Source organism: Alloyangia pacifica (genome assembly GCF_900116195.1).
In the GTDB taxonomy this organism is placed as follows: Bacteria; Pseudomonadota; Alphaproteobacteria; order Rhodobacterales; family Rhodobacteraceae; genus Salipiger; species Salipiger pacificus.
This window is the reverse complement of sequence record NZ_FOZW01000025.1, coordinates 21,415-45,976: the sequence shown is the minus strand read 5'-3', so window position 1 is coordinate 45,976 and position 24,562 is coordinate 21,415. Positions and strand designations below refer to the sequence as shown.

The window sequence follows — 24,562 nt, the reverse complement described above, 5'->3', positions numbered from 1 at the left end:
CATCTTCCCCGACAGGGCGATGACCATCGCCGCCATCGATCGGCTCGTTCACCATGCAACAATCTTCGAGATGAACGTCGAAAGCTACCGACGCCGTGCCGCCTATGCCGCCGCGACATCGCTAAGCGACATCGAAGATGACCGCGACAAACAACAGCCCGAAAAGGAGATCGCCACAGCGAAGGACAACTCGCAGCCAGCGACATTGAGCAGCGACATCGAAACTTGATCTGACGGCCGCAAACCGGCACCGTCAAAAAACGTCACCGTCATCCACCTGCGATGTCGCTCAGCACTCAACTGCGATGTCGCGCCACATCCTGGGCCAGATCGGGCAGTTCCGGCTGCTTGCCGTCGATGATGGACCTGGCGAACTCGATGGCGCGCGCGACGCCCCGAGCGATGGTGATCCCGAACTCCGCTGCAAGGCTCCGGACCATGTTGATCAGCTGCGTCCTCTGGCGCACGATGAAGTCACGCGCGCGGTGCAAGGACAAGAGTGCCTGCTGCTCCTCGGACTTGATCTCGACGAAGCGCATCGTGGGCCTTGTCACGGCTTCGCAGATCGCTTCGGCGTCGACTGCATCGGACTTGCCACGCTTCACGTAGGGTTTGACGTACATTGGCGGCATCAGTCGGACGGTATGGCCGAGTTGCGAAAGCTCCCGCGCCCAATGGTGGCTCGATGCGCAGGCCTCGATGCCGATGAGGTAGGGCGACAGTCGCTCGAAGAACGCCAGCACCTGCGCCCGTCTCAACGGTCGGTTGAAGGCAACCTCTCCGGTCTCGGTCACTCCGTGGACTTGAAAGATGTTCTTGGCCAGGTCGAGGCCGACGGTAGTAACTTGCATGGGGTGGCTCCTCTCGATCGCAGATTCTGACACCTGCAGTATGGCGCGTTGCGACGCCGGGAGCGGGAGCCATCCACCCCATCTCCTTCGAGGAGGCGCGTTGCAGCGACCCGAAGCTTTACTCAAAGTCCGCATTGGGCCGAACCCTCGTGCAAGGCGGAAGTGCAGCGCCCTCCCCCTCACATCAGGGCCGAGGCTCGGAGCCTTCCCACGCTCGCTGCAAGAGCGCCCTCAGAGGAGCTGCTTCGATTTGGCGCGGGTTCCAATAAGGGTTCGACAAGGCAATCTCACAGGCACGATCCAGGTCCGTTTCTGCGATGCCCAGATTGCGTAGTGCTGTCGGCACCCCCAGTTGCCGCGCGAGCGCGTAAAGTCCGGTCGGACCGTCTTCGGCCCCGATGGCATGGGCGATGCGTGCCATGGCTGCGGGAGCGGCGAGGCTGTTGTAGGCCATTGCATGCGGAAGGATGATGGTGTGGGTTTCCGCGTGTGGCAGGTTGAAGCTCCCGCCCAGCGTGTGGCAGAGCTTGTGATGCAACGCCATGCCGACATGTCCGAGAACGGAGCCGCAGAGCCAAGCGCCGTATAGGCATTGCGATCGGGCGTCGACATCGTTTGGGGTCTCGAGCAGTACCGGCATCCCCGCCGCCAGGGCGCGGATCCCTTCTTCGGCGATCAGGGACATCACCGGGTTGCCGTCCTTGGCGTAGAGCCCTTCTGCCGCATGAGCGATGGCGTTCATACCGCTGACCAAGGACATCCCAACCGGCAGAGAATAGGTCAGTTCCGGGTCGTAGATCACCGATTTCGGTAGGACGCGCACGTCCTTGCCCGTCGTCTTGATGCCGTTTTCGGTGATGCCATAGACCGGTGTCATCTCGGAGCCTGCGTAGGTCGTCGGGATGGCGATGATCGGCAGCGCGGAGTCCAAGGCGATCGCCTTGCCGAGGCCAATGGTCGATCCTCCGCCCACCGCAACCGCGCAATCGGCGTCCAGGTCAGTGGCTATGGCGCGAGCTGCGCGGGCGCTTTCGATGGGCACATGCATCTCGGCCCCGTCGTGGATGCCCGCGAGCTTGTCGCCGAGAAGCGCGCCGACCTGTTCGGCCTGCGCCCGCTGTTGCGGCGTACATAAGACAAGCGCGCGGTTCGCCCCAATGGTCGCGACCTCATTCGCAACGGAGGCGAGCTTGCCCGGGCCAAAGATCACGCGGGAAGGCAGTGCGGTATAGGTGAATTCCTTCATGACATGTCCTTTGATGGCGCGGGTCAGGCGCGATAGTCGACCTGGTGCCGGGCAATACGCGACGCGCCGAGCGCATCCTTGACTCGTAGGTGCGCCGGGTGGCTGGCGTAGGCGTCGAGCGCCTCCTGGCTATCGAATTCGGTATAGAGCACCACGTCGCAGGCATAATCCACGCGGCTGTGATCGAACCCGACCTCGAGATGCAGGAGCCCCGGGATCTCTCCCCGGATCTCTTCGAACCGTGCCCGCAGATGTTCCGCAGCGCGGGTGCGTTCCTCGGCCGTGTCTCCGGCCATGTTCCACATGACGATATGCTTGATCATTATGTCCTCCCGAAGGTGATGTCCGCTCCCCCTTTGCCCTGGGGGAGCGGTGGCCTGCCTGTCATCAGTCCGGGTCAGAGCGTGACCTCGGTCCCGCCTTGTTGCGACGAGGCGAACAGCGCCTCGAGGATCAGATTGATGTTATGGGCCTGTGTCGCGGGCACGTTGGACGGCGCCCCGGTGCGCAGCGAATGCTCGAACGCTGCGGCTTCGCGGTCGAAATAGACCGGATTCCCGATCTCGGCGATCTCGGGCGAATAGACGGTCTTGCGCACCGCCCAGATCTCGGGGAACGAGTTCTCGTTGTACTCGGTCCACCCCATCGGCAGCCCGTGTTTGCCGGTGCTGTAGATCCTGTAGGTCGCGGGCATCGGACGCGAAGACATGACTCCGTCGGTGCCGTAAGCGGTGATGTCCCAGCTTTCAGTCCAAGGCATCGGGTCCCATGACATGAAATCGACGGTGATCATCTTGTCGTCGTAGTTCAGGATCGCCCCGGCGGCGTCTTCACGCGCGGCGTCCGGCATGATGCCGGGGAACTTCGAAATCCGCGCGTTGACCGATTTCGGCATTCCGAAGTGCAGGAGCAGCCGGTCGATGGTGTGGCAGCCAATGACGTAGAAGGCACCGCCGATGTCGCCGGGCTGGCGCATGTGGTCGGTGTCGGCCTCCCCATGGGAACAGCCCGCATGGGCTCGGACCTGCAGGATTTTGCCGAGCTGTCCCTTCTGCAAGACCTCCTGCATCTTGTCGACCGAAGGCGCATAGCGCCAGCAATAACCCACCTGAAAGAGCTGACCGGTGCGTTCGGCAGCGGCAACCAGCCGTTCGGTGTCTTCCGATCCGCGCCCGGCGGGCTTTTCACAGAGCACGGCCTTGCCAGCCTCCATCGCCTCGATGGCCCAATCGGCCATGCGGTAGCTCTTGGGGTGGATCATGACCGCGTGAACCGCCGGGTCCGACAGGATCTCGTCTTTGCTCCGCGCCTCAATCTCCATTGCATCGACAAAAGGCGCCAGCAGCGGGCTGTCGTCGTATGCACCCAGCACACGGGCGTTGGTCATTCGCTTGAAGGCTTTCACCCGGCCCGATGTGTGCGGGTGCGTGATCCCGAGGCAGGCGATGCCGAGGGGGGTGTCTGCTCCGATCGCATAGGTCATGTCATGTACCTCTCTGGGGTTACAGGGAAACGGTCTGACCGGTTCGTACGGACTGAAGTGCGGCTTCGGCCAGGCGCAGCGCCTGAACGCCGTCCTGTGCGGTGGTCGGCAGCGCGGTGCCATCGGCCAGCGCGGTCACGAAAGCGTCCATTTCCGCGCGGTAGGCCGCCGTGTAGCGTTCGAGGAAGAAGTTCAGCAGCGGCTGCTGCGCATCTGTCATCTCGGCCGTGGTCAGGCGCATCGTCGTCGGGCGCAGGTTGTCATGGGTCAGCATGCCAGTTTCGCCCAGCACCTCGATCCGTTGGTCGTAGCCGTAGACCGCCTCGCGGCAGTTGTTGATATGCGCCTGCTTGCCGCTTGCGGTCTGCAGGATCACCATGGCGGTGTCGTAATCGTCGTATTTCTCGACCATCGCTTCATCGACGATCCTGGATGCCATGGCAGTGACGGTGACCGGTTCCTCCCCGAGCAGCCAGCGTGCCATGTCGAGATCATGGATCGTCATGTCGCGGAACAGTCCACCCGAGGACTTAACGTAGCCTTCGGGCGGCATGCCCGGATCGCGGCTGGAGATGACCACCTGCCGCACGGCTCCAATCTGGCCCGCGTCGATGGCGCGGCGCACCTCGGCAAAGGTCGGATCGAACCGACGGTTGAAGGCCAGCATGACCCGGCCGTTCAGTTTCTCGACCTGTGCGGCGGCCTCGGCACTCTTGCCCATGTCGAGGTCGATGGGCTTTTCGCACAGCACAGCCTTGCCGAGTTCGACTGCCTTCATCAGAAGGCCAATATGGGTGTCGGTGGGGGTGCCGATCACCACCGCGTCAACGTCGTCACGGACAATGGCGGCCATCGGGTCGGTCATCGCCTCGGCGCCATGTTTTGCGGCCAGCGGCTCACAGGCCTCGGCAAAGGGGTCGGCCACGGCGATCAACCGTGCGCGAGGATTGGCGGCGACGTTGCCGGCATGGATCTTGCCGATACGGCCGGCGCCCAGAACTGCTATTCCGATCATGTTTATTTTCCTTGGGAAGCGTGTCAGTCGGCCGGGAAGGTCACGGCTGCGAACTGTTGCATGGTGGTGTCAAAGGCGCGGGCGGCAGCCATCTCCAGCGGCAGGTGACGGTGGTAGGCCGAGATCAGTTCCACCCCCCAGTAGCCGCGATAGCCCTGGTCGAGCATCGCCTGGATCTGGCTCGCGATATCGATAGCGCCTTCGCCGCAGAGCCTGCGGTAGTGGGTGGAGTCGTTGAACAGGTCACCCATCACCTCGGGGCCCGCATCATCCAGTTCCGCAGCGCGCAGGAATTCGGGTGGTATTTTACGGATGTCCTCCGCGGTCATGCCGCCGCGTTCGACGTGCCACGTGTCGACCAGGAGGCCACCGTTGGTCACGCCGAGGTCACGGAACAGGTCCAGTCCCCGGTCAATTGTATTGATGCTGGCAAAAGGCAGGAACTCGATCGCGATGTCGATGCCCAGAGGTCTTGCCATTTCGCAGATTTCGAACAGTGCCGCGCGCATCGCCCCGGTGTCTGGCGCCTCAGTTTCGAAAACGCCGCCACCAAGCTTGATCTTTTCCACGCCGAGCGCGTCACTGATCTCCAGCATCCGGGCATACATCTTGTCCGACAGCGCCCGGCGCTCGCCCGTTAGGTGCCAGTCGACGAGGAATTCCAACTCGACGTGGCCGATGTTGTTGTCGTCGAAGATGTGCCGAACGCCGGCCATGCCATGGCGATCGATGGACGCCTCGATGTCGTCCATGACAAAGCCCATACCCTGCCAGCCAGTGCGGCCGCAGACCGCGGCACGCTCGACCAATGAAAAGGGGCTAATCTCGGACGGCGCGCCGGGATAAGTGTTGCCCGCAACCGTCCAATAGGACGCGCAGAGGCTGATATCGTTGATATTCATGTGCGTTACCCGTTTGCCTTGGCTTTGCGCGCCAGAACGAAATCCCAGTCCACCATCACAAACGGGTTGGGCATGCCGAATTCGGCGGCCATGTCGGGATCGTCGATGGGCTGGAAATCGGCCACGAGGTCCTTCTTCACACCGAACACCGTGTCTTCTTTCAGATACGGGCAGTCGGGCGTGAAGATATGGGTGATGATCTCGTCATAGCCGTCGGCCGTGACGATGAAATGCATGTGAGCGGCGCGGTTGGGGTGGCGGTGCAGGTCGCCCAGCAACTTGCCCACCGGGCCATCGTCCGGGATTGGGTAGAAGCGCGGTTTGACGGTCTGGAACCAGTAGCGCCCGTCCGCTTCCGACGCGAAGACGCCGCGCAGGTTGTATTCGGGCTGTTCGCCCTTTTGCTGCACGTCGTAGAACCCGTCGTCGTTCGTCTGCCAGACGTCGATCCGCGCCCCCTCGACCGGGTTGCCGTCCACGTCCATGATGCGTCCGCGCACCAGTGTGGGCGTCCCCTTGTGGTCGAGGCAGATATTCGCCCCATTCGGGTAGTGCGGCGCGCCCTCGATGTAGAACGGCCCGAGAATTGTGTTGGGCGTGGCCCCCGAGGGGCGACGGTGGTTGATCGCATCCACCAGCATCGTGACGCCCAGCACATCAGAGAGCAGGATGTATTCCTGCCGCCAATCGGTGCACATGTGCCCGGTCTCGGTCAGGAAACGGATCGCGGCGAACCATTCCTCGTGGGTCGGCTCGATCTCCTTGACGGCGTTGTGCAGGTGTTTGGTCAGGATGCTGATCACTTCCTTCAAGCGAGGATCGGCCCCTTCACCGATGCGGGAATTGACCACCTCGGCCGACTTTTCCTCGTCGAAGTACCCACCGTCGAACGTGTCGTCTGTTGTCTGCAACATGACTTCTATCCTTTGATCAGGGTGTTCGTGTGCCACCCGTGGACGTGTCGGACCCGCGCCCGGAGGGAGCATCGGCGCGGGTCCGGATGGGTCAGAAGCTCTGCTGACCCGTGGCCTTCTCGATCAGCTTGTCGATGGAGACAGCGAGGACGAGCAAAAGGCCGGTGACGATGAGGCGGATCTCGTTTTCGACACCCATCAAGTTCAGGCCGTTGCTGACGGTGCCGATGACCAGTGCGCCGAGCAGCGCCGCATGGATCGATCCGCGCCCGCCGAAGAGGCTGACCCCACCGATCACCGCCGCCGCGATGGATTCCAGCAGCAGCGTGCCACCACCGACGCCACCGCCGGAGAAAACGCCCACACCGAGGGTCCGCGAGGCCGCGATCACACCGGCCAGGGCCGCTACGCCGCCGGCGATGGCAAAGGCCGCCATCTTGATGCGGTGGACCTTGACGCCCGCACGACGCGCCGCTTCGTCATTGTTACCCACAGCATAGAGGTAGAGCCCGAACTGAGTCTGCTTCAGGATGTAGCCACCGAGACCCAGTAAGATGCCAAAGATCAGCACGATCAGCGGGATGCCCTTGTGTGCCGACAGGATCGACACGACGATCACGCCAAAGAGCGTTGCCGCGGCGATGGGCAGGACAACTGCGCGCATCATTGGGGTTTCCAGACCGGCCTTATTGCGGCTCGCCGCCTCGGAAAAGACCAGCCCGGCAAAGCTGAGGATGCCGATGGCCAGCACGACCCAGGACCAGATGCCGCCGATATTGATCAGAGCGATCTTTTCAAGTCCCGTGCCGTTGAGGCTGTAACGCGCCGTGGCCGGCAGCAGGATCAGTTGCAGTCCGTTCAGGGCAAGACCAAGGCCCAGCGTGACGACAAAAGAGGGCACGCCGACGAAGGTCACCCAACGGGCCGACAGGCTGCCGATGAGCGCACCCAAAAGGATGGCGATGGGAACGGCAAACCAGGGGGAAAGGCCCGCTTCGACGATAAGCTTCGCCATCAAGACCGAGGTCACGCCGTTAATCGCGGCGATCGACAGGTCGATTTCCTTGACCAGCAGCACAAACATGATGCCAAGCGCCATGATGCCGACCACGGTGCTCTGCACGAGCAGGTTCGACAGATTGCGCGCGGTCAGAAACACGTCGCTTTGCGTGGCGAAAAAGACCCAGAGCGCAACAAGGCCGATGACTATGGGAAGCGCGCGCAGGTCGCGGGTCAGAAGATCGCCGAAGCTGCGGCGATGCACCTGGGGCGGCGCGGATTTGATGGCTTCAGCCATGGGGGAGTCCTCCGAAATGTGCCGCGGTCACCCCGCGAGATTGACGCCTTCATTGCCGCCGACCATGGCGTTGACGACCTGTTCACCAGTCACGTCGCCGGTGCGGAAGCTGGCGGCATTGGCGCCAAGGCGCATGACCTCGATCCGGTCGGTGGCGTTGACTACGAAGTTGTGGATGTCGTGACTGACCACGACGATGCCCAGGCCCTGATCGGCCAGCGTGCGGATCAGGTTGCCCACCTGTTCGGCGGCGGAATGGCTGAGCGCGGCGGTCGGTTCATCGAGGATCACCACCTTGGGTGTCCAAAGGATCGACCGCGCAATGGCGATGTTCTGGCGTTGACCGCCCGACATCGCCCCCACTGGACGCGTCAGGGACAGGTTGCCGAGGCGCATCCGCTGCAACACCTCACGGGCGCGGACCTCGCATTCTGCGCGCTGGATGCGACGACCGAAAAAGCTCGATCCGGTCAGCTCACGCCCGAGGAACAGATTCTGCACGGCGTCGAGGTTCGAACACAGGGCAAGGTCCTGATAGACGGTCTGTATCCCAAGCTCGTTGGCGTCCGTCGGCGAGGTGATCTTGACCGGTTTGCCTTCGAATTCGTAGTCGCCCGAGGTCGCCATGTGGACACCCGCCATGACCTTGACCATCGTTGACTTGCCGGCACCATTGTCCCCCACCAGCGCCACGACCTCGCCCGCGTGGACATCGATCGACGCCCCCTTGAGCGCGTGCAGCGATCCGAACTTCTTGTGGATGTTGCGCATCGAGATCAGGGGCACTGTGCCCGAAGTGTGGACATGCCTTTCCCGACCGGCACTCATGTCCGTCATGGTGGTTCCTCCCATGTGTGGATTGTGCAGGCGGCGGGATGCGCCGCCTGCGGTATGGCTTACTGGTTCTGCTTGCAGACCTCGGTGTCTTCGGCGCCTTGGCAGATCTCTGCCCAGGTCCAGACACCGGCTGACACGACATCACCCAAGGTGTCGCGCGTTATGTTGCTGACCGGCAGGAAGACCGCCGGAACTTCCATGTATTCGTTGTCGACGGCACCGTTCACCAGTTCCGCAGGCACGCCGTTCCCGGCAAGGATCGAGGCCGCCACATCGGCTGCGGCATTGGCTTCCAGCCTCAGGTCCTTCAGCACCGAATTGTCCTGCCAGCCCTGCGCGATGTAACGCAGCGCCTCGACGGTCGCGTCCTGACCACCGGTGACGATCTTTTCGCCGGGCGCGTAGCCCTGGCTGATCAGCGCTGCAACAGATCCGCCGGTGGTGCCGTCGTTCATGCCCAGGAAGACGTCCACGTCCCCGCCATTGCGCGTCAGGCAGTCTTCGGCGAAGGCCTGCGCCAGCGTCGGGTCCCAGTTCTGGGTGTATTGGTCGCAGACGATCTCGACCTTGCCCGCCTCGACGAGGGGCATCAAAAACTCGTCCTGACCTTTTTCGTACTGGCCGGTGCCGTATTCGCCCTGGTTCCCCTTGACCCGCGCAACCTTGACCGGGCTCTTGTCCATCGTTTCGATCAACTCTGCCGCACGGCGGCCCTGCGCCTGACCCACGGAGAGGGAGTCGAACACCACATGCGCCTCGGCTTTGCCGCCAATTGCGTCATGATCGTATAGGATGACCGGGATGTTGTCGGCTTCGGCGGCAGCCAGACCACCAGCGACAAGGTTTGCATCGGCCGAGGTCAAGAGGATCAGGTCCGCGCCTTGCGCGATCGCGTCCTCGATCTGGCGCTGCTGCTGCTGGGGGTCGCCCTGGGCGTTTTGCACTGTCACGGTCGCGCCCGGCACGCGCTCCTTCATCGCCTCGACAAAGAACGGCGCATCGCGACTTTCAAAGCGGATGGTCGTCGTGTTCGGCAACAGGAAGAACACCTTGCTGGTGTCGGCAGCAATCGCTGCGCTGGCAAGTGCGGTCGACGACAGGATGGCCAGAGCCAGTGTTTTCTTCATATCCATTCTCCTCCCAGAGAGTTTTCGGGGCTGTGTTCCGTGTCGCGGACCCCTCCAAGGCGCCGCGGCTTCAGCCTGTCCGAAGGTCTAACAATTTCCAGAACCGGGATTAACAAGCCAGTCCGGGAAACATTCTTGCAAGATTTGCAAAAAGCGGTGGTCATGCCGTCCACCGTTCTTCGAACCCGTTGCGGCGGAAGTCCTCGACAAGGAAGTCGATGAACAGGCGCGTGCGCAGAGGCACAAAGTACTTGCTGGGATAGGCGATGTTCATGGTCAGTCGCGGCAGGTCCCAGTCGTCCAGCACCCTCACGAGCCGCCCGGCGTCCAGATCAGCCTGCAGGATGTAGGTGGGTTGGGCGAGGATCCCGAGCCCGTTGCGCGCCGCCTCGCAGATCAGTTGCCCGTCGTTCATGATCAGCGCGCCATCGACTTGAACTTTCGCGCTGTCCGAGCCTTTGGTGAAGTGAAGGTCGTTCCAGTTGTCGGCCAGCGAATAGAGGATCAGGTCATGCGACAGCAGATCCTCGGGGTGTCCGGGCACGCCGCGGCGTTCCAGATACTCGGGTGATGCTGCCAGCAGGCGACGTGTTTCGGCAATGCGCCGGATGGTGATGGAGCTGTCCGCCTCGACCCGGCGCAGGCGGATCGCCAGATCGAGCCCGTTTTCGATGATGTCGTAGTAGCGGTTCGAAGACACGATCTCGACCGCCATCTGCGGATAGAGTGTGCGGAAATGTTTGACCGCCGGGATCAGGTGCAGCAGGGAGAACGACAGCGACGCGCCAACCCTTAGCCTCCCTGTCGGCACATGTGATCCGAGGCTGACATTGGCTTCGGCTTCTTCCCAAGTGGACAGCAGGTCACGCGCCTGGCCATAGAGGCGTTCCCCTTCGTCAGTGAGGCTCAACTGCCGGGTGGAACGCTGGATCAGCCTGACGCCAAGCCGGGATTCAAGGTTGGTCAGTTGACGGCTCACGCCCGAGGTCGAGCTGTTCAGGACCTCAGCGGCGCGGGTCATGCTGCGCTCCTCGGCGATCTTGACGAAGACCTGAAACTCGGCCCAGCGATCCAATTCCTTCCCCTCCCGCGGTCGCCCGCTCGCATCAGGCGGAGAAGGGCGTTGCATGTTGGTGGATCGTTAGATCAATGCCCGTTCAACCTGCCAAGCAAAGCCCGCAGGCGGCTTTCACAAAGCGTCAAAATGAATGAATATGATGTCCTGTGCTAAGATGTACCGGATTGGGGTCAGGCGTCAGCCGCCATCACGTGCGTCGAACGGCTCGAGGAGTAGGATTGCAACGCATCACGAATAAGGCGCTGGCCGAGGCCGCAGGTGTCAGCGTTTCGACCGTCGACCGCATCATGACAGGGCGGTTGCCCGTCAAGCGAGCGACGGTCGAACACGTCCTGGAAATCGCAGAAGAGGTCTCCTTTCATGGGGTCGGTGTAATCCGCAGCCGGCTGCGCACCGAGGCACCCCATTGCCGGATCGGCCTCTTGCTAAACGCAAGGACTCGACGCACCTTTCTCGACATGGCTGATCGTGCGCAGGCCACTGCGGAAAGCAGCCACGACGTTCAGGCCCGGGTCATCACGCATCACCTCACCCACCCTGAACCCGAGGCCACAGTGGCGGCCCTCGTGGATCTGGCGCAGCGATGTGATGTGATCGCCTGTCACTGCATCGACCATCCGCAGGTTCATGCCGCGATAGAGGATCTCAACCGCAAGGGTGTCCCGGTGCTGCCAGTGATCTCGGGCCTCGGTTGCCCTGCGGCGCCCGGCCTGGTTGGAAGCAACGAAATAGAACTGGGTCGGACTGCGGCTTGGTTCATGTCCCGGCTTGGGGGTCCCGAGGGCAGCATCGGGTTGGTCAACGGCGGGACCCTCTTTCGCAATCAGTGGGCCGAGGAAGAAGGCTTCCGTACCTTCCTCAAGGAAAAAGGCAGCCGATTGTCCGTCCTGCCTGCCTTGTCTAGCGGGGAGTGCGACATCGGAGCCGCGCGGGCAGTCAGCACTTTGTTGGGCAAGGCTGGCAGCCGACTTCATGGCGTATTTGTCATTGGAGGAGGACTGGAAGGCGCAGTCAACGCCCTTCGCGATGCGCGACGCCCGGATATCCTTGTCGTGGGGAATGAGCTGACGTCTGCGACCCGGGCGATGCTGAAGGCAGGACAGGTCCACGTAATCCTTGAACACCCCGGTCTCGAGATCATGGACGGGGCCATAATGGCCATCGCGGAGTGGGCCACCGGCGCGGGCGAGGCCCTGGCGAAGAAGCGGGAGTTTCCTTTCAGGATCCTGCTTTCCGAAAATTGTTAAGCGCAACGCGCTGACACCATGGCATTGCCTTCGAAGGGTAGCCTGACACCACCCTTCGGCCACGTGTGTCATCCAAAATGGCGTGGGCGCGAAGGGCGGAAACCGGAAGTTCGCTGCACTCAGGACGAACGGCAGCGATGCGCAGGAACCTGAATATTACGAGAACGCCCGAGTGGTACGCGGAGTTGGCGGTTCGTCGGCATGCGGCGCGGCGCGATGAGGACGATCGTGAGTGACCTGCCCCCCCCTGCCGGTCCCTCCTTCATAATGAGAGTGTGCAGGTAGCGACAGGCGAGGGTCAGCCCAAGGCGGCCAATCGTTCCGTGGCGCTGTAACCAGATTGGGATGACGGAAACCTCTGCGGAAATATGATACCGCTCGTGCCGGAACGGCCGCCGAGAACCGAATGCGGTGTCTACAAAGTTGTGCATTTGAACTCTGCAGACCGCCCTTCTGAGCCCTCACCTGCCGGTAGACAGTTGTTGGACGCTTTGCTCCTCCCCAGCCGTAATCAGACTTTATCCGAGCCAGCCGGAGACAATGCCTCAATCGACGAACTGTCCTCAGCCTGCAGGCGCTGATGGGAGGTTTCTTGCGCCTCAACAAAGAAACTCTTACCCGAAATTCCGGCTCGGTCGAAGAAGGCCTGATTTCGCTCGCGGGCATCACTCAGCAGGGTGTCCCACGCAATGAGCTCGATCGAGCCTTTGAACCCGGAACGCGGCTGGTAAAATCTCCCTCGACCGTCAGCCGTACGGTCCCACGAATAGGTCCAGTCGTCCATCTTCCCTATAATATCGGCGACTATAAAGCAGTAGAAGACCGTGTCTTCCCTCAACTTAATGGGGCGTCCCTTGACGTCCAACTTCCCGCCCTCGAGCAACCGCCTAACATATCGCTCGACCTGATGTTGAGGGTTCTCATCGGCATTATAACTAGTTCGTCCAGGACGCTTAAATTCGACGAGTAGCACGCGCGAAGGATCGTCGGTTTGGCGCAGCCCGTGGACGTGATCAAATATCAAGATGTCTGGTCGCTCTTCGCTGGCGACTGCTTCCGTGAGATTCTGAAACTCTTCGTCCGAACTGAAATACTGGGCAAAGGTTAGCCGCTCATCAATTATCCAAAGATCATGCGACGCAGCCGGCACGACCTTCTTGGCACCATCGGACAGAGTGTTGATCCGCAATGGGCAGATGAAAGAGTGCAGAATGTCTTCGCGCTGATAACTACTGTCACGTGTGTCGTCACGAACCTTCTCAAGAAGAATTTCTATGAAATCGAGCACAACCTTTCGTCGGACGATATACTCGGTGAGGCTTTTCTGCTCAGCTTCTTCAATTGCCTTACCGGCGGATTCGATTGCAGATGCGAAAGAATGGACGTCAACAGTTGGCTCCTTCAATCGCTCGAGAACTGCGCGAATTTTCTCAGCTTGACGTTGATCTCGACGATAGCGCTCGCGCGAGAGATGCCCAAAGATCGCATCATCATTTAGCTCACCCGAAGGAAGCTTGTCTTGGAGTTCGTCTACGTCGCCGAAAGCTACCGATGGGTAGGATTCCGTTATCGCCTTGACCCTGGTTCGTTGATTTTGACGCAGCGCGCGCAAAGGTTCCCACAGAAAGTCCTCGATATGCTGTGTGCAGACCTCGCTCACGATTCGATCAAGGACCGCGTCCTCGAACTGGAACTTTGTCCGTTCCTGATTAACGTTCTCGTCGAGGAAATCGCCGGTGAGCACAGCGTGAAACACCCGATCCTCATTTGCGCCAAAATACTTAAGACCTAGCTTGCCGTCGATCTTCTGAGAATGAACCGTTCGATCGTGCGCTATGAAATGGACGAAGTGCGATCCTTGTAAATCCGCGCTCGCAACTTTGTCGCACTCCATCAACGTAAGCGTCAGAAGGCCGTAATCTGCAGTAGATATTTTTTCTATAGTTTTTTTGCGATGGATGATCGAGTTTATTTCATCAGGATAGTGCCTTGTTTCATCGCCACAGTGCACCGTGATTTTAGGTGAGCGTGATCCGATAAAGGTCGGCAAGAAGTGAGATGTAAAATGCTGGAAGACGTATGCTGGACGCCCAGGGAATTTCGCCTTATAACCATTGTCCCGGAGTCTATTAAACTCGATCAACATACCAGTGTCGGATGCAGCGCCCTCGGACTCGCTTTCTTCATAACCTTCTATTTGATTAGACTGTGATAGAACAAAGCGAAACTTCCTATGCTTCGTATGGCCAGCTTCGACTGACGTGCTGGACACGAGGATAGTTTCGAAGCAATCCAACCACAATAATCGTCCTACACCTTTGCCTCCACGCGCTATCTTGTTGTCGGTGTCGGTGGTGGTAAATGCCTCGTAATTCGTGCCGTCGAGCCCGATGCCGTTGTCTTCGACCACGATCTTTGAGGGAGCCTTTCTGCTCGCCATCGTGAGAGTGACAACAATTTCCCCTAGCTTGCCAACTTTGTCCTTGAACCGATCTTGGGTGCTGTGGATCGAGTTACTAACCGCCTCGAAGAGTGGTTGCATCGCGTCAGCTGTGTTCGTCGGCTTTGGAAGCCGATCAATTCTTTTGACGAGATTTGTCTTCAATGACGGCATTTCTTTCCTCACTAAGAAAATTTTTATTGCACGGGCCTTTTGGGAATCATCACTTCACGAACGCCCGCTTTGCTGGCTGCTTACCTGACGTTTCTGTGCCTCTTGCGCTGCGTCGCCGCAAGTCCGCTTCCCTACCTATACCCTCATCCCGACGCTCTTGATGTACCGAGAAGAAACCATCTGCAATAGGCTGAACGCGATCGAATGTGAATTATACCTAGCTGGGCCTGCACTAAAGCGCCAGGATGCAGACCGTTAACTCCCTGCCTTGGTCAAGCAACATCGCGCGGTAAAGCAGTCTTGGCTGAAGTCCAAATCCTAGTACTCTAGAAATTTAGTCTGTCCATAGATATCCGACTCGCAGGTAGTTGCCGCTCGCATCACATCTCCAAACCCTGCACGTGGCAGTGGTCGCCGAAGACCTATTCGAATTGAGAGGAGAATAGTCATTGACCATTCATCGCTTAGGTAGAAAGAATCGCTCATTATTGGCGACCGAAGTACAACAGCAGGTATCTGCGGACCTATCCCTGGGCGAGCCACCAGCACACCGATTCGTACAAATTCTTTGTTGCCGCTGGCATCAGAAGAGCTCGTCTAGATCATCAAGTTCGTTACCGAATACATGAAACTCTTCATCCCAATTTCCGCTATCCTCGCCGTAGTCCTCACCCAGCGTTTGGTACTCACGGCGGGACCTCGGAATCCTCGATTCAAACAGTATGTTCCCATTGAGGACAGCGGTTCGCCGCCCCTCTAGCGCCCTTTCAAGCAAACGGTTAATCTGCGGAAGCTCTAGAGGTACGTTGCGAGCTGAAGTGTCAAAAAAGGAGACATCTTTCTCCTTTAGCGCGCGAAAATGTGGTTCGCCCGTGACGGCGGCTTCGGCACCTGGAATCTTCCAAGTTTTTCGCACACCTGCCTCGTAGATTAGCATCCAATGTTCCCCGTGTAAGTCTTCGGATGTCACAGTCCCTGTCCATTCTGTGATGCTTCCCCGGCCGGTGAGCAGTGACCTGCTGCGCAGCATCAGAAAAAGGCAAGCGCAGGCGCTGTTTTCGACACGAGATGCCAGCTGCGTTGCTCTTTCACCAAGGCGAATTCCTAAGGAGCGACACAGCCAAAGCGTCCAAGCGACCTCATAGTGATGATTGTAAGGAGCATGCTCTTCGATCATACCCTCGGCAAATGTCTGAACTCTACCGCTCATAGGATATCCCGCCGCAGCATAGGTACAGATTATCTTTACAACCGAATCAAGGGAATTGGAATTCTCTCGCGCCATGCGTAGAAGGAAAGGTTCGTATATATCCCAGTTTTCGCGCTCCACCAGAATTCTAGATGATTTTCGAATCGAGAAGGAGGCGATGCTTTCGTCCGGCCACAACTTCCCAAGCCTTATTGACTCTGTAAAGTATCTCATGAGATCGCGACGCTGATTCTGAGAACCTGATCGAATTTTAAGCTGGGAGATGTCGCCTGGCCACGCCTCTTCATTGTATTCAATTGCGTCGAATATTTGAGTCTTAGCAGCATTCAGCTGTAAATCAAAGCTGAGCATTGCTTCTCGAAGCGCCGCCAAAAAGGTCTCTGCATCAACATGCGATGAGAAGCACAGAAAGAAGTCATCCATGTAGCGGTAGCCGGCGGATAACTTTGCAAAATTCTCGGCGCCCACTTGCCGCTCTGCCGCACACAGTATTATTTCCGAAATAATCCTCGATGTATCAGGCCCCACCGGGACGCCAATCGTTTGCCCATCTTGGCACGAACGCATTAGCGCATCGATCAAATTCCCGAACATTAGAGGGTCGCTGGTGCTCCTATTCTTCTTAGCGACCCTTTTACCATGCAACGCCCATGGAATTGAGTGAGTGTAAATCGAATGATAGAAGCTCAGCACATCAGTCTGGAGTATTACCTTCGCGGTTGCATAGGATTGGATACGCTTCTCAGAAAGCTTAGATATTGCCTCTAACGGCACTGCACGAGAACTACTGGCAGATATATTCGCAGGTGTGAGGCTTATTTCAGACCCCTTGAAAGTTTCCTCAAACTCACCTTGATGCTCGCAGATTGCCTTGGATAAGAAGAATTGACTTATTGGATTTGGGATGGCAAGAATTCTTCGCGAATGGCCTTTCCTAGCCATGTCAAATCTGGAGTAATTGGTAATAGGCGGATATTTTCTTCGTTGCTGCTGACCCAGTGATCCTTCGTGCGCGGCCCAAGATTCTTCGATATCATCCACTTGGCTGGAAAATGTCCTTGTCGTGAATGAAGGGGGCAGCTCTTTGGGGAAATAGCCAACAGCAAGGAGCCTCTTAAGGCGATCAGAAACTGTTAGTACCATCTGTTATATCGCTCAATCCCTATATACTTTGGACTGTTATGGCAGAGAAGAACCATTTGACGTCGACATTTTTGGTCTTTGCCTAAGCGCCACAGCAAGCCTCAAGCCTTGAACATTGGACAGCCTTTCCGACGATCATCAAGGGGCTCGCTGCGTTAGTTGTATCCAGTAGACTTCAAGCCACAGTACATTCAAGCATCCCCTGGACCAATGTTTGAGCTTCGGGATCTGCGTAGAACCAAAATTCCAGTCAGCACCTTCCTGCATGAGCCTGCGGAACTCTCTTCTGGAGCGGACTATCGTAAGACATAGTCCTTGCTCGCTTCGACGCCCATGCAAGACGGCCCCCCAAGAACAATTTCCGCAGAACTTCGCGCCCAGCACGACCGGCACTTTTGGGCTGTTCTGGGCAACGCCGCGCTCAAGCGAAATGGCCGCTCAGAACTGGGACCGGCCATCTGCTGCGGCTGGCACAAAAGTCGGCTCTGGGCCGGTCGCGTCATCATGGGGCGATCATTGATCGCTTCACCGCTATGTCCGCTCACTGCGCTGAGAAGACGCATGGGCAGACTACGCCACAGGCTTCTGGGTACTCCTTGCGGCCGCCCTACCCCGCCCCGGAGTCGCATAAACGCCAATAGGTTAGCCTTCGACTTGGCGCTGAACCGCCACATGTATTGGCTTCGTGCCGACAAGGGGCAAGGTCAAACCCCTACGCCGCCGTGTTTGCGTGCGCAGCTTGGACTAACTGTCGTTCCCGGTTGTGCTCTCTCCACACTGTAAAGATACCGCTACCAATGATGATGGCGGCGCCGGCGAATACGGACATTTCCGGGATTTCGCTCCAAACGAGCCATCCTGCCAACGTTGCCCAGATCAGAGCCGTATAGTCGAGAGGCGCAACGACAACCGCGGGCGCCATTCGGAAGGCTTGGGTGATCAGCGTCATCCCAGCTGTCCCAAAAAATGCGATAGCAACGAACTTCCACAGGTCACTGAGCGGCACGGGATGCCATACGAATGGTGCAATGAAAGCGCTCAGTAGAGCCCCTGCCCCAGTGAGATATAGAAGGAGCGTCCACACGCTCTCACGCTCGTCGACCCATCTGGCACTGACCATGAGGAGAGCGTAGAAAAGGGCAGTTCCGATGGGCAGCAGTGATACCAGCTGAAAGCTGGCTGCCCCTGGGCGTATCGATATGACGACGCCGAGAAATCCCGCCATGACTGCGAGCCACCTTTTCCACCCGACGTGCTCGCCAAGGAACATGGCCGAGATCGCAGTGATGAAGAGTGGCGCCACGAACACCAACGCTGTCGCTTCAGCGATGGGCATCTGCTTCAAACTTGAGAAGAACATGAAGGCGGCGCCCACCCAGACAACACCGCGGACGAGATGGGCGGCGGGTCGGTATGATCGCAAGGCACCAGTTCCACCGCTGAATAGCACGATCGCAATTGCGAAAGGCAGCGCAATGAGATTTCTCAGGAAGAGCACCTGAAAAGGGGAATAGTCAGACGTCAGGTGCTTGGCAAAGGCGTCATTGACGCTCAGGCACGCGACCCCGACGCACATCATGAGCATCCCGATCGAGACTTTCGACTGCCGCACCTCGCGCCCTCCCTGCATGGTTGCTCGCACTCTTAGCAGGACTGCTCGAGTTGGCGCCATGCTCTCAGCAGAAAATCCACATCGAATGCTTAGAACACATTCAAAATTTCATGCTGTAGCGAAGCCGAACATGTTTGGCTTCGAGGTCTTTCGGTCACATCGCGCGTCCCGCAGAACCCAAGGCACGCCGCCGACCGGAGGGCCAGTATACCGCTTTGGAACGCTTAACTGTCCCTCGGGGCTTGAGTGGGCTAGTCGCTCACCCCGTCGGTCTCGCGGCAGGCGACCGCCACGTCCTACTGCGCGAACGGCCGGGCCAGACACGGCGTCAGATCGAAACGCGTGATTTGTGATTGAACAACCTTACGAGATTTCACAGCTAGGTCTCTCACAATTGGACAACGTTCAACACCACTTTATGCTAGGTCAGGCGCAGCTCTTTTCAGGACGCTCAACCTGTGGCAGTCTGCAACTCACAGTTTAATTTTGCTAAATTTTATAGAGTCAGCGAAAGGCCAGGACGTCAATGACGACCCAGCACAGCAGACGCAACTTCCTTCGCGGGCAATTGTCGCGCCCCGAGGCACCTCTCATGAGGCCCCCGGGGGCTCAGGCCCGCTTCTCGCAGCTCTGTACAGGTTGCGGCGACTGCCTGCGCGCCTGCCCCGAAGCGATCCTCATCCGCCAGCCCGGCCCGTCTGGCCCCGCCCTGCCGCTGGTAGACTTCTCGAAAGGCGCCTGCACATTCTGCGGCGCCTGCGCCGAGGCCTGCGAGACCGGCGCACTATGTCCCGAGGCCGTGCCCGAGTGGCCGTGGACCGCCACCATCACCGACACCTGCCTGTCTCTGGGCGGCATCGCCTGCCGGGCCTGCGAAGATGCCTGCGAGCCCCGCGCCATCCGCTTTCGCCTGATGACCGGCGGCCGCGCCGCACCCACACTCGACCCTGAGCAATGCACCGGCTGCGGCGAATGCGCTTTCACCTGCCCCGCCGGCGCCGTGTCCTTTGAGCAGCGCGCACCGGCAACGGAGGTCGTGCGATGAACATCTGCGGCTGCCTCGTCCACGTTGCGCAGAACGCGCTGCTTGATGCCCGCGCGCAGATGGAAGCGCTCGACGGCGTCGAGGTGCATGCGCAGAGCGACGACGGAAGGCTGGTGGTGGTGGTCGAGGACACCGACACCGCCTTCGCCTCGGACATCATCATGACGCTTCACCAGATCCGCGGCGTGATCTCGCTGACCATCAACTACCACCATTTCGAAGACCTCGCCCAACGCCCATCCACCGCCGCCCCCCATCCGGAGACCTGACCCATGACCATCTCGGACTCGCGCAGGACTTTCCTCAAGGCCACCGCCGCCGCCAGTACCGCCGCCGCAGCGGGCATCTCGCTCGCCCCCGGCGCGCTGGCGCAGACCCCGGGAAATTCGGACATCCGCTGGGACAAGGCTCCCTGCCGCTTCTGCGGCACCGGCTGCTCGGTGCTCGTGGGCACCAAGGCGGGCCGGGTCGTCGCCACGCAGGGTGACCCCGAGGCCCCGGTGAACCGCGGCCTGAACTGCATCAAGGGCTACTTCCTGTCGAAGATCATGTATGGCGCCGACCGGCTCACCACGCCGATGCTGCGCAAGTCGGGCGGCGTCTACGACAAGAACGGCGAATTCGAGCCGGTGAGCTGGGACGAGGCCTTCGACGTCATGGCCGAGAAATGGAAGGCGGCTCTGGCCGCCAAGGGGCCGACCTCGGTGGGCATGTTCGGCTCGGGGCAATGGACGGTCTGGGAGGGCTACGCCGCCTCCAAGCTGATGAAGGCGGGCTTCCGGTCGAACAATATCGACCCCAACGCCCGGCACTGCATGGCCTCGGCGGTGGTCGGCTTCATGCGCGCCTTCGGCATCGACGAGCCGATGGGCTGTTACGACGACTTCGAGCACGCCGACACCTTCGTGCTCTGGGGCTCGAACATGGCCGAGATGCACCCGATCCTCTGGTCGCGGCTGACCGACACGCGGCTGACCAAGCCCGGGGCGCAGGTGCATGTTTTGTCGACCTTCGAACACCGCAGCTTCGAGCTGGCAGACAACGGCATGGTATTCACGCCGCAGACCGATCTCGCGATCCTCAACTACATCGCCAATTACATCATCCAGAACGATGCGGTGAACTGGGACTTCCTGGAAAAGCACGTCAACCTCACGAAGACCGCCACCGACATCGGCTATGGCTTGCGCGACACCGACCCGCTGCAGCAGGCCGCCGCCAACCCCAACTCGGGCGAGCTGACCCCGATCGACTTCGACGAATATGCCGCCGCCGTTTCGGAGTACACGCTGGAAAAAGTCTCCGAGATGTCCGGTGTGCCGGCACATCAGCTCGAACGGCTGGCCGAGCAATACGCCGATCCGAACCGCAAGGTCATGTCGCTCTGGACCATGGGCTTCAACCAGCACACGCGCGGCGGATGGGTGAATGGGCTGTGCTACAACATCCACCTGCTGACCGGGAAGATCTCCGAGCCGGGCAACTCGCCCTTCTCGCTGACCGGCCAGCCCTCGGCCTGCGGTACCGCCCGCGAGGTGGGCACCTTTTCGCACCGGCTTCCCGCCGACATGGTGGTGACCAACCCCGAACACCGTGCGCATGCCGAGGAAATCTGGAAGCTGCCCGAGGGCACCATCCCCGATAAGCCGGGCTTGCATGCGGTGGAACAGAACCGCGCGCTGCGGGATGGAAACCTCAACGCCTATTGGGTGCAGTGCAACAACAATATGCAGGCGGCCCCAAACATCAACCAAGAGGGTTGGCCCGGGTACCGGAACTCTGACAACTTCATCACGGTGTCGGATGCCTACCCCACGGTAACCGCCATGTCCGCCGACCTCATTCTCCCCGCCGCCATGTGGGTTGAAAAGGAAGGCGCCTATGGCAATGCCGAGCGCCGCACGCAGTTCTGGCGCCAGCAGGTCATGGCCCCGGGCGAGGCCAAGTCTGACCTCTGGCAGCTGATGGAGTTCGCCAAGCGCTTCACCGTCGAGGAGGCCTGGGGCGACGAGCTTGTGGCCAAGATGCCCGAGCTCGCCGGAAAGACACTCTACGAAGTGCTCTACCAGAACGGCAACGTGGACAAGTTCCCACTCGAGGAGACCGCCGAGGGCTTTGACAACGTCGAGGCGCAGCATTTTGGCTTCTACGTGCAGAAGGGGCTCTTCGAGGAATATGCCACCTTCGGGCGCGGCCACGGCCACGACCTCGCGCCCTTCGAGCAGTACCATCAGGCGCGCGGGTTGCGCTGGCCGGTGGTCGACGGGCAGGAGACGCTCTACCGCTTCCGCGAGGGTTACGATCCATATGTCCCCGAAGGATCCGAGGTCACCTTTTACGGCTACCCGGACGGCAAGGCGAAGATCATATTTGCCCCCTACGAAGCCCCGCCTGAGGTGCCCGACGAGGAGTACGATCTGTGGCTCTCGACCGGGCGCGTTCTGGAACATTGGCACTCCGGCTCGATGACCCGCCGGGTGCCCGAGCTGCACCGCGCTTTCCCCGCCGCCGTAGTATTCATGCACCCAGAGGATGCCGAGGCGCGCGGCCTGCGCCGCGGGCAGGAGATCGCCATCTCGACCCGCCGCGGCGAGATGCTCAGCAGGGTCGAGACCCGCGGCCGCAACAAGCCGCCGAAGGGCGTGGTGTTCGTGCCCTGGTTTGACGAGGGGCAACTGATCAACAAGCTCACACTGGATGCCACCTGTCCGCTGTCCAAGCAGACCGACTTCAAGAAATGTGCCTGCAAGGTCGAGCGGGTATGAGCTGGGCCGTCCACGCCCGAGGAGAGGTTAGAGGAGGCCGACCATGCCCACCGCCACGCCGTTTTCACCCCAACGCCGCAGGTTCCTGAAGGATACCGTGCGGATGGCCGGCGGCGGCGCGCGTCAAGGATGGCGATACACCGCTTGTCCTTTCGCTCGATTGCGCCAGTCACGGGCGCTGCGTCGAGGCCTGCTCGGTCGACGTTTTTGCCTTCACTTGTCACTTCGACACCCATGTCGAGGCCCCCTCCTCCCCGCCCGAACGATCCTGACACTCCACCGCCTGAGTGACCCACCCTGCGTGACAGCAATCAACTACGGAGAGCGCCCATGAAACTGCCGGTCATCGCGAGGATCGCCGCCTTCGCAACGCCCCTGCTCGTCGCGGGGCTGGTCGTGGCGCAGACATCCGGAGGCATCCAGTCGCTGCGCGGCGCCTCGGTCGATCAGGAACTCCAGCCGCCCGAGATCTACCAGCAGCAGGAGGGCCGCGAGGTGCGCAACTACCGGCAGCAGCCGCCAGTGATCCCGCATTCCATGACGCAATATCAGATCGACCTGCGCACCAACCAATGCCTCAGTTGCCATGACTGGAGCAATGCCGGTGACCGCGGCGCTCCGACGCTGTCGATGACACACTACCTCGACCGCAGCGGGAACCAGCTCGACACGGTGGCCGGCACCCGCTGGTTCTGCAATCAGTGCCACGTCCCGCAGGCGGATGCGCCGGCGCTGGTCGGCAATGACTTCGAAGCCTCCAGCGAAATGCGCTGAAGCAACGGCCCAATGGGAGAGACGAGATGCCGGATAAAAACGAGCTCGGTCGCCGCAATATCCTGCTTCGGATCTGGGACAAGTTCTGGAGCCCCACCGGGCTGTTCAGCACCGGCTTCCTCCTGATCGCGGGTTTTTTGGGCGGCATCCTCTTCTGGGGTGGTTTTCACTGGTCGCTGGAGATGACCAACACCGAGGAGTTCTGCACATCCTGCCACTCGATGGAGACGAACCTCGGCGAGTACCGCCAGACTGTCCACTATAACAACCACTCCGGCGTGCGGGCGATCTGCTCGGACTGCCATGTGCCGCACGAGTGGCAATACAAGATGAAGGCGAAAATCATGGCGGTAAAGGATGTCTATCACGAGGTGCTGGGCACCATAAACACCACGGAGAAATACGAGAATCGACGGCTCGAGATGGCCGCGGCGGTGTGGAAGAAGATGAAGGCGACCGACAGCCGAGAGTGCCGCAACTGCCACGCCTTCGAGTACATGGATTTCACCATCCAGGAGACGCGGGCGGCACAAAATCATCAGCGCGCGGTCGACGAGAACATGACCTGCATCGACTGCCACCAGGGCATCGCGCATGACCTCGCCCCGGGCTACCTTGAGGAATACCAGCACGTGGTCGAAACCCTGGCGCAGAGCCGCATGCCCGAGGCGTCGGGGCGCGTCGATGTCGCCTCGATCCGCTCATACCTCGGCATCTCGGCGGACTGACCACCTACCGGGCCAAACGGCGCCGGGGCGATGTCCGGCCGGCCCCACGCCAGCAACTCACGGAGACCAGACCATGCTGAGCCTGCTTGATCTACTCGGCACCATCGGGGGTAGCATCCTCGGCCTGCCCGGCATCCTCGGCGTCGCGCTCGGCATGACGACCCGGAACTGGATCATCGCGATGATCCTGGGCGGGGTGATCGGGGTCCTTACCCCAATTATTCTCGGGGGACATCATTCTGCGCACGTGCCGATCACCACACTCGAATACAGCGTCTCGACGGTCATTGGCATCATCGCCGGGCTTGTGGGATGCGCCATCCGGCGCAAAGGCGCCATGCTTTGACTCGAGTATCGTCAAGGCAACGAGATCGGATCACGGCCTACACCAAAGGAAACGAACTCGCCCAAGCTTGGAGACGGATCGGGTCCGGTTCGAGCCGAGTCTCAAGCCCGCCGGCGAAAGCGAAAAGCCGTCAAGGTAGCGAGGGCTGGCGGAAACAACGACTGGCATGTCAATGTCCAGCGCAGTGGCAAAGACCGGAGGGAATCCGCAACCCGCCTAAACCCCGCCTAAACGTGGTCACCAAATCTATTCAGGATCAGCAAATCAGCGGCCCTGGCCAAATGATCAACACTCCCAAAAGCCGTAAGACCGCGAGTATTCGAGAGCC

General features: G+C 60.1%; 21 protein-coding genes and 1 pseudogene. 8 read left to right on the top strand and 14 right to left on the bottom strand.

Annotated features, from left to right (window positions below):
• On the top strand, nucleotides 1-229 hold a 229-nt coding region (locus BM397_RS28100; RefSeq protein ID WP_256218788.1), incomplete at its 5' end, for an ATP-binding protein.
• A 79-nt stretch (nucleotides 230-308) separates the two neighbouring features.
• Here BM397_RS28100 and BM397_RS28095 read toward each other — a convergent pair.
• From BM397_RS28095 to BM397_RS28045, 11 genes and pseudogenes are all read right to left on the bottom strand, one after another.
• Nucleotides 309-851 (bottom strand): annotated as a pseudogene (locus BM397_RS28095) (IS110 family RNA-guided transposase); the annotation flags it as partial.
• 184 nt (nucleotides 852-1,035) lie between these two features.
• Nucleotides 1,036-2,097, bottom strand: coding sequence for a maleylacetate reductase (locus BM397_RS28090; protein WP_092431179.1), 1,062 nt, complete (start codon nucleotides 2,095-2,097; stop codon nucleotides 1,036-1,038).
• A 23-nt stretch (nucleotides 2,098-2,120) separates the two neighbouring features.
• A complete protein-coding gene (locus tag BM397_RS28085; protein WP_092431181.1) occupies nucleotides 2,121-2,420 on the bottom strand; it encodes a Dabb family protein in 300 nt (99 codons plus the stop codon).
• A 74-nt stretch (nucleotides 2,421-2,494) separates the two neighbouring features.
• Nucleotides 2,495-3,580 (bottom strand): Gfo/Idh/MocA family protein, encoded by a 1,086-nt coding sequence (locus tag BM397_RS28080; RefSeq protein WP_092431183.1) that lies wholly within the window; start codon nucleotides 3,578-3,580, stop codon nucleotides 2,495-2,497.
• 19 nt (nucleotides 3,581-3,599) lie between these two features.
• A complete protein-coding gene (gene iolG, locus BM397_RS28075; RefSeq protein WP_092431185.1) occupies nucleotides 3,600-4,595 on the bottom strand; it encodes an inositol 2-dehydrogenase in 996 nt (331 codons plus the stop codon).
• A gap of 23 nt (nucleotides 4,596-4,618) precedes the next feature.
• On the bottom strand, nucleotides 4,619-5,497 hold the full coding sequence (locus BM397_RS28070; protein WP_092431187.1) for a sugar phosphate isomerase/epimerase family protein: 879 nt from the start codon (nucleotides 5,495-5,497) through the stop codon (nucleotides 4,619-4,621).
• Between the two features lie 5 nt (nucleotides 5,498-5,502).
• A complete protein-coding gene (locus BM397_RS28065) occupies nucleotides 5,503-6,411 on the bottom strand; it encodes an intradiol ring-cleavage dioxygenase (protein WP_092431189.1) in 909 nt (302 codons plus the stop codon).
• A gap of 91 nt (nucleotides 6,412-6,502) precedes the next feature.
• On the bottom strand, nucleotides 6,503-7,708 hold the full coding sequence (locus BM397_RS28060; RefSeq protein ID WP_092431191.1) for a sugar ABC transporter permease: 1,206 nt from the start codon (nucleotides 7,706-7,708) through the stop codon (nucleotides 6,503-6,505).
• 27 nt (nucleotides 7,709-7,735) lie between these two features.
• Complete coding sequence (locus BM397_RS28055; RefSeq protein ID WP_245696269.1) at nucleotides 7,736-8,545, bottom strand: ATP-binding cassette domain-containing protein; 810 nt, start codon at nucleotides 8,543-8,545, stop codon at nucleotides 7,736-7,738.
• 59 nt (nucleotides 8,546-8,604) lie between these two features.
• The gene (locus BM397_RS28050; protein ID WP_245696270.1) at nucleotides 8,605-9,672 is read right to left on the bottom strand and encodes an ABC transporter substrate-binding protein; all 1,068 of its coding nucleotides are present in this window, start codon (nucleotides 9,670-9,672) and stop codon (nucleotides 8,605-8,607) included.
• Nucleotides 9,673-9,832: 160 nt separating this feature from the next.
• Entirely contained in the window at nucleotides 9,833-10,747 is a 915-nt protein-coding gene (locus BM397_RS28045; protein ID WP_092431195.1) for a LysR family transcriptional regulator, read from the bottom strand.
• 221 nt (nucleotides 10,748-10,968) lie between these two features.
• Between BM397_RS28045 and BM397_RS28040 the strand changes: the two genes are divergently transcribed.
• A complete protein-coding gene (locus BM397_RS28040; RefSeq protein WP_092431197.1) occupies nucleotides 10,969-11,997 on the top strand; it encodes a LacI family DNA-binding transcriptional regulator in 1,029 nt (342 codons plus the stop codon).
• 511 nt (nucleotides 11,998-12,508) lie between these two features.
• Here BM397_RS28040 and BM397_RS28035 read toward each other — a convergent pair.
• The 3 genes from BM397_RS28035 to BM397_RS28025 all read right to left on the bottom strand — a co-directional run bounded on the left by BM397_RS28035 (nucleotide 12,509) and on the right by BM397_RS28025 (nucleotide 18,576).
• Nucleotides 12,509-14,602: an ATP-binding protein gene (locus BM397_RS28035; protein WP_143015463.1), complete on the bottom strand. Its 2,094-nt coding sequence runs from the start codon at nucleotides 14,600-14,602 to the stop codon at nucleotides 12,509-12,511.
• Nucleotides 14,603-15,194: 592 nt separating this feature from the next.
• On the bottom strand, nucleotides 15,195-16,862 hold the full coding sequence (locus BM397_RS28030) for an RNA-directed DNA polymerase (protein WP_176806974.1): 1,668 nt from the start codon (nucleotides 16,860-16,862) through the stop codon (nucleotides 15,195-15,197).
• 814 nt (nucleotides 16,863-17,676) lie between these two features.
• Nucleotides 17,677-18,576, bottom strand: a complete 900-nt coding sequence (locus tag BM397_RS28025; protein ID WP_245696271.1) for a DMT family transporter — start codon at nucleotides 18,574-18,576, stop codon at nucleotides 17,677-17,679.
• Nucleotides 18,577-19,102: 526 nt separating this feature from the next.
• Between BM397_RS28025 and napF the strand changes: the two genes are divergently transcribed.
• The 6 genes from napF to BM397_RS27995 all read left to right on the top strand — a co-directional run bounded on the left by napF (nucleotide 19,103) and on the right by BM397_RS27995 (nucleotide 24,234).
• Nucleotides 19,103-19,621 (top strand): ferredoxin-type protein NapF, encoded by a 519-nt coding sequence (gene napF, locus BM397_RS28020; RefSeq protein ID WP_092431205.1) that lies wholly within the window; start codon nucleotides 19,103-19,105, stop codon nucleotides 19,619-19,621.
• The gene (locus tag BM397_RS28015; protein ID WP_092431207.1) at nucleotides 19,618-19,890 is read left to right on the top strand and encodes a chaperone NapD; all 273 of its coding nucleotides are present in this window, start codon (nucleotides 19,618-19,620) and stop codon (nucleotides 19,888-19,890) included. Before napF ends, BM397_RS28015 begins: the two co-directional genes overlap by 4 nt.
• Nucleotides 19,891-19,893: 3 nt before the next feature.
• Nucleotides 19,894-22,386 (top strand): nitrate reductase catalytic subunit NapA, encoded by a 2,493-nt coding sequence (gene napA / locus BM397_RS28010; protein WP_092431208.1) that lies wholly within the window; start codon nucleotides 19,894-19,896, stop codon nucleotides 22,384-22,386.
• A gap of 330 nt (nucleotides 22,387-22,716) precedes the next feature.
• Nucleotides 22,717-23,160: a nitrate reductase cytochrome c-type subunit gene (locus BM397_RS28005; protein ID WP_092431210.1), complete on the top strand. Its 444-nt coding sequence runs from the start codon at nucleotides 22,717-22,719 to the stop codon at nucleotides 23,158-23,160.
• A gap of 26 nt (nucleotides 23,161-23,186) precedes the next feature.
• The gene (locus tag BM397_RS28000) at nucleotides 23,187-23,888 is read left to right on the top strand and encodes a NapC/NirT family cytochrome c (protein WP_092431212.1); all 702 of its coding nucleotides are present in this window, start codon (nucleotides 23,187-23,189) and stop codon (nucleotides 23,886-23,888) included.
• A gap of 73 nt (nucleotides 23,889-23,961) precedes the next feature.
• The gene (locus BM397_RS27995) at nucleotides 23,962-24,234 is read left to right on the top strand and encodes a hypothetical protein (protein WP_235940200.1); all 273 of its coding nucleotides are present in this window, start codon (nucleotides 23,962-23,964) and stop codon (nucleotides 24,232-24,234) included.
• Nucleotides 24,235-24,562 lie beyond the last annotated feature (328 nt).

Coding starts and splice junctions, on each gene's coding strand:
- BM397_RS27995 (WP_235940200.1), top strand. CDS start 23,962: ATGCTGAGCCTGCTTGATCTACTCGGCACCATCGGGGGTAGCATCCTC.
- BM397_RS28080 (WP_092431183.1), bottom strand. CDS start 3,580: ATGACCTATGCGATCGGAGCAGACACCCCCCTCGGCATCGCCTGCCTC.
- BM397_RS28005 (WP_092431210.1), top strand. CDS start 22,717: ATGAAACTGCCGGTCATCGCGAGGATCGCCGCCTTCGCAACGCCCCTG.
- BM397_RS28070 (WP_092431187.1), bottom strand. CDS start 5,497: ATGAATATCAACGATATCAGCCTCTGCGCGTCCTATTGGACGGTTGCG.
- BM397_RS28055 (WP_245696269.1), bottom strand. CDS start 8,545: ATGACGGACATGAGTGCCGGTCGGGAAAGGCATGTCCACACTTCGGGC.
- BM397_RS28060 (WP_092431191.1), bottom strand. CDS start 7,708: ATGGCTGAAGCCATCAAATCCGCGCCGCCCCAGGTGCATCGCCGCAGC.
- napA (WP_092431208.1), top strand. CDS start 19,894: ATGACCATCTCGGACTCGCGCAGGACTTTCCTCAAGGCCACCGCCGCC.
- napF (WP_092431205.1), top strand. CDS start 19,103: ATGACGACCCAGCACAGCAGACGCAACTTCCTTCGCGGGCAATTGTCG.
- BM397_RS28065 (WP_092431189.1), bottom strand. CDS start 6,411: ATGTTGCAGACAACAGACGACACGTTCGACGGTGGGTACTTCGACGAG.
- BM397_RS28085 (WP_092431181.1), bottom strand. CDS start 2,420: ATGATCAAGCATATCGTCATGTGGAACATGGCCGGAGACACGGCCGAG.
- BM397_RS28015 (WP_092431207.1), top strand. CDS start 19,618: ATGAACATCTGCGGCTGCCTCGTCCACGTTGCGCAGAACGCGCTGCTT.
- BM397_RS28050 (WP_245696270.1), bottom strand. CDS start 9,672: ATGAAGAAAACACTGGCTCTGGCCATCCTGTCGTCGACCGCACTTGCC.
- BM397_RS28090 (WP_092431179.1), bottom strand. CDS start 2,097: ATGAAGGAATTCACCTATACCGCACTGCCTTCCCGCGTGATCTTTGGC.
- BM397_RS28000 (WP_092431212.1), top strand. CDS start 23,187: ATGCCGGATAAAAACGAGCTCGGTCGCCGCAATATCCTGCTTCGGATC.
- iolG (WP_092431185.1), bottom strand. CDS start 4,595: ATGATCGGAATAGCAGTTCTGGGCGCCGGCCGTATCGGCAAGATCCAT.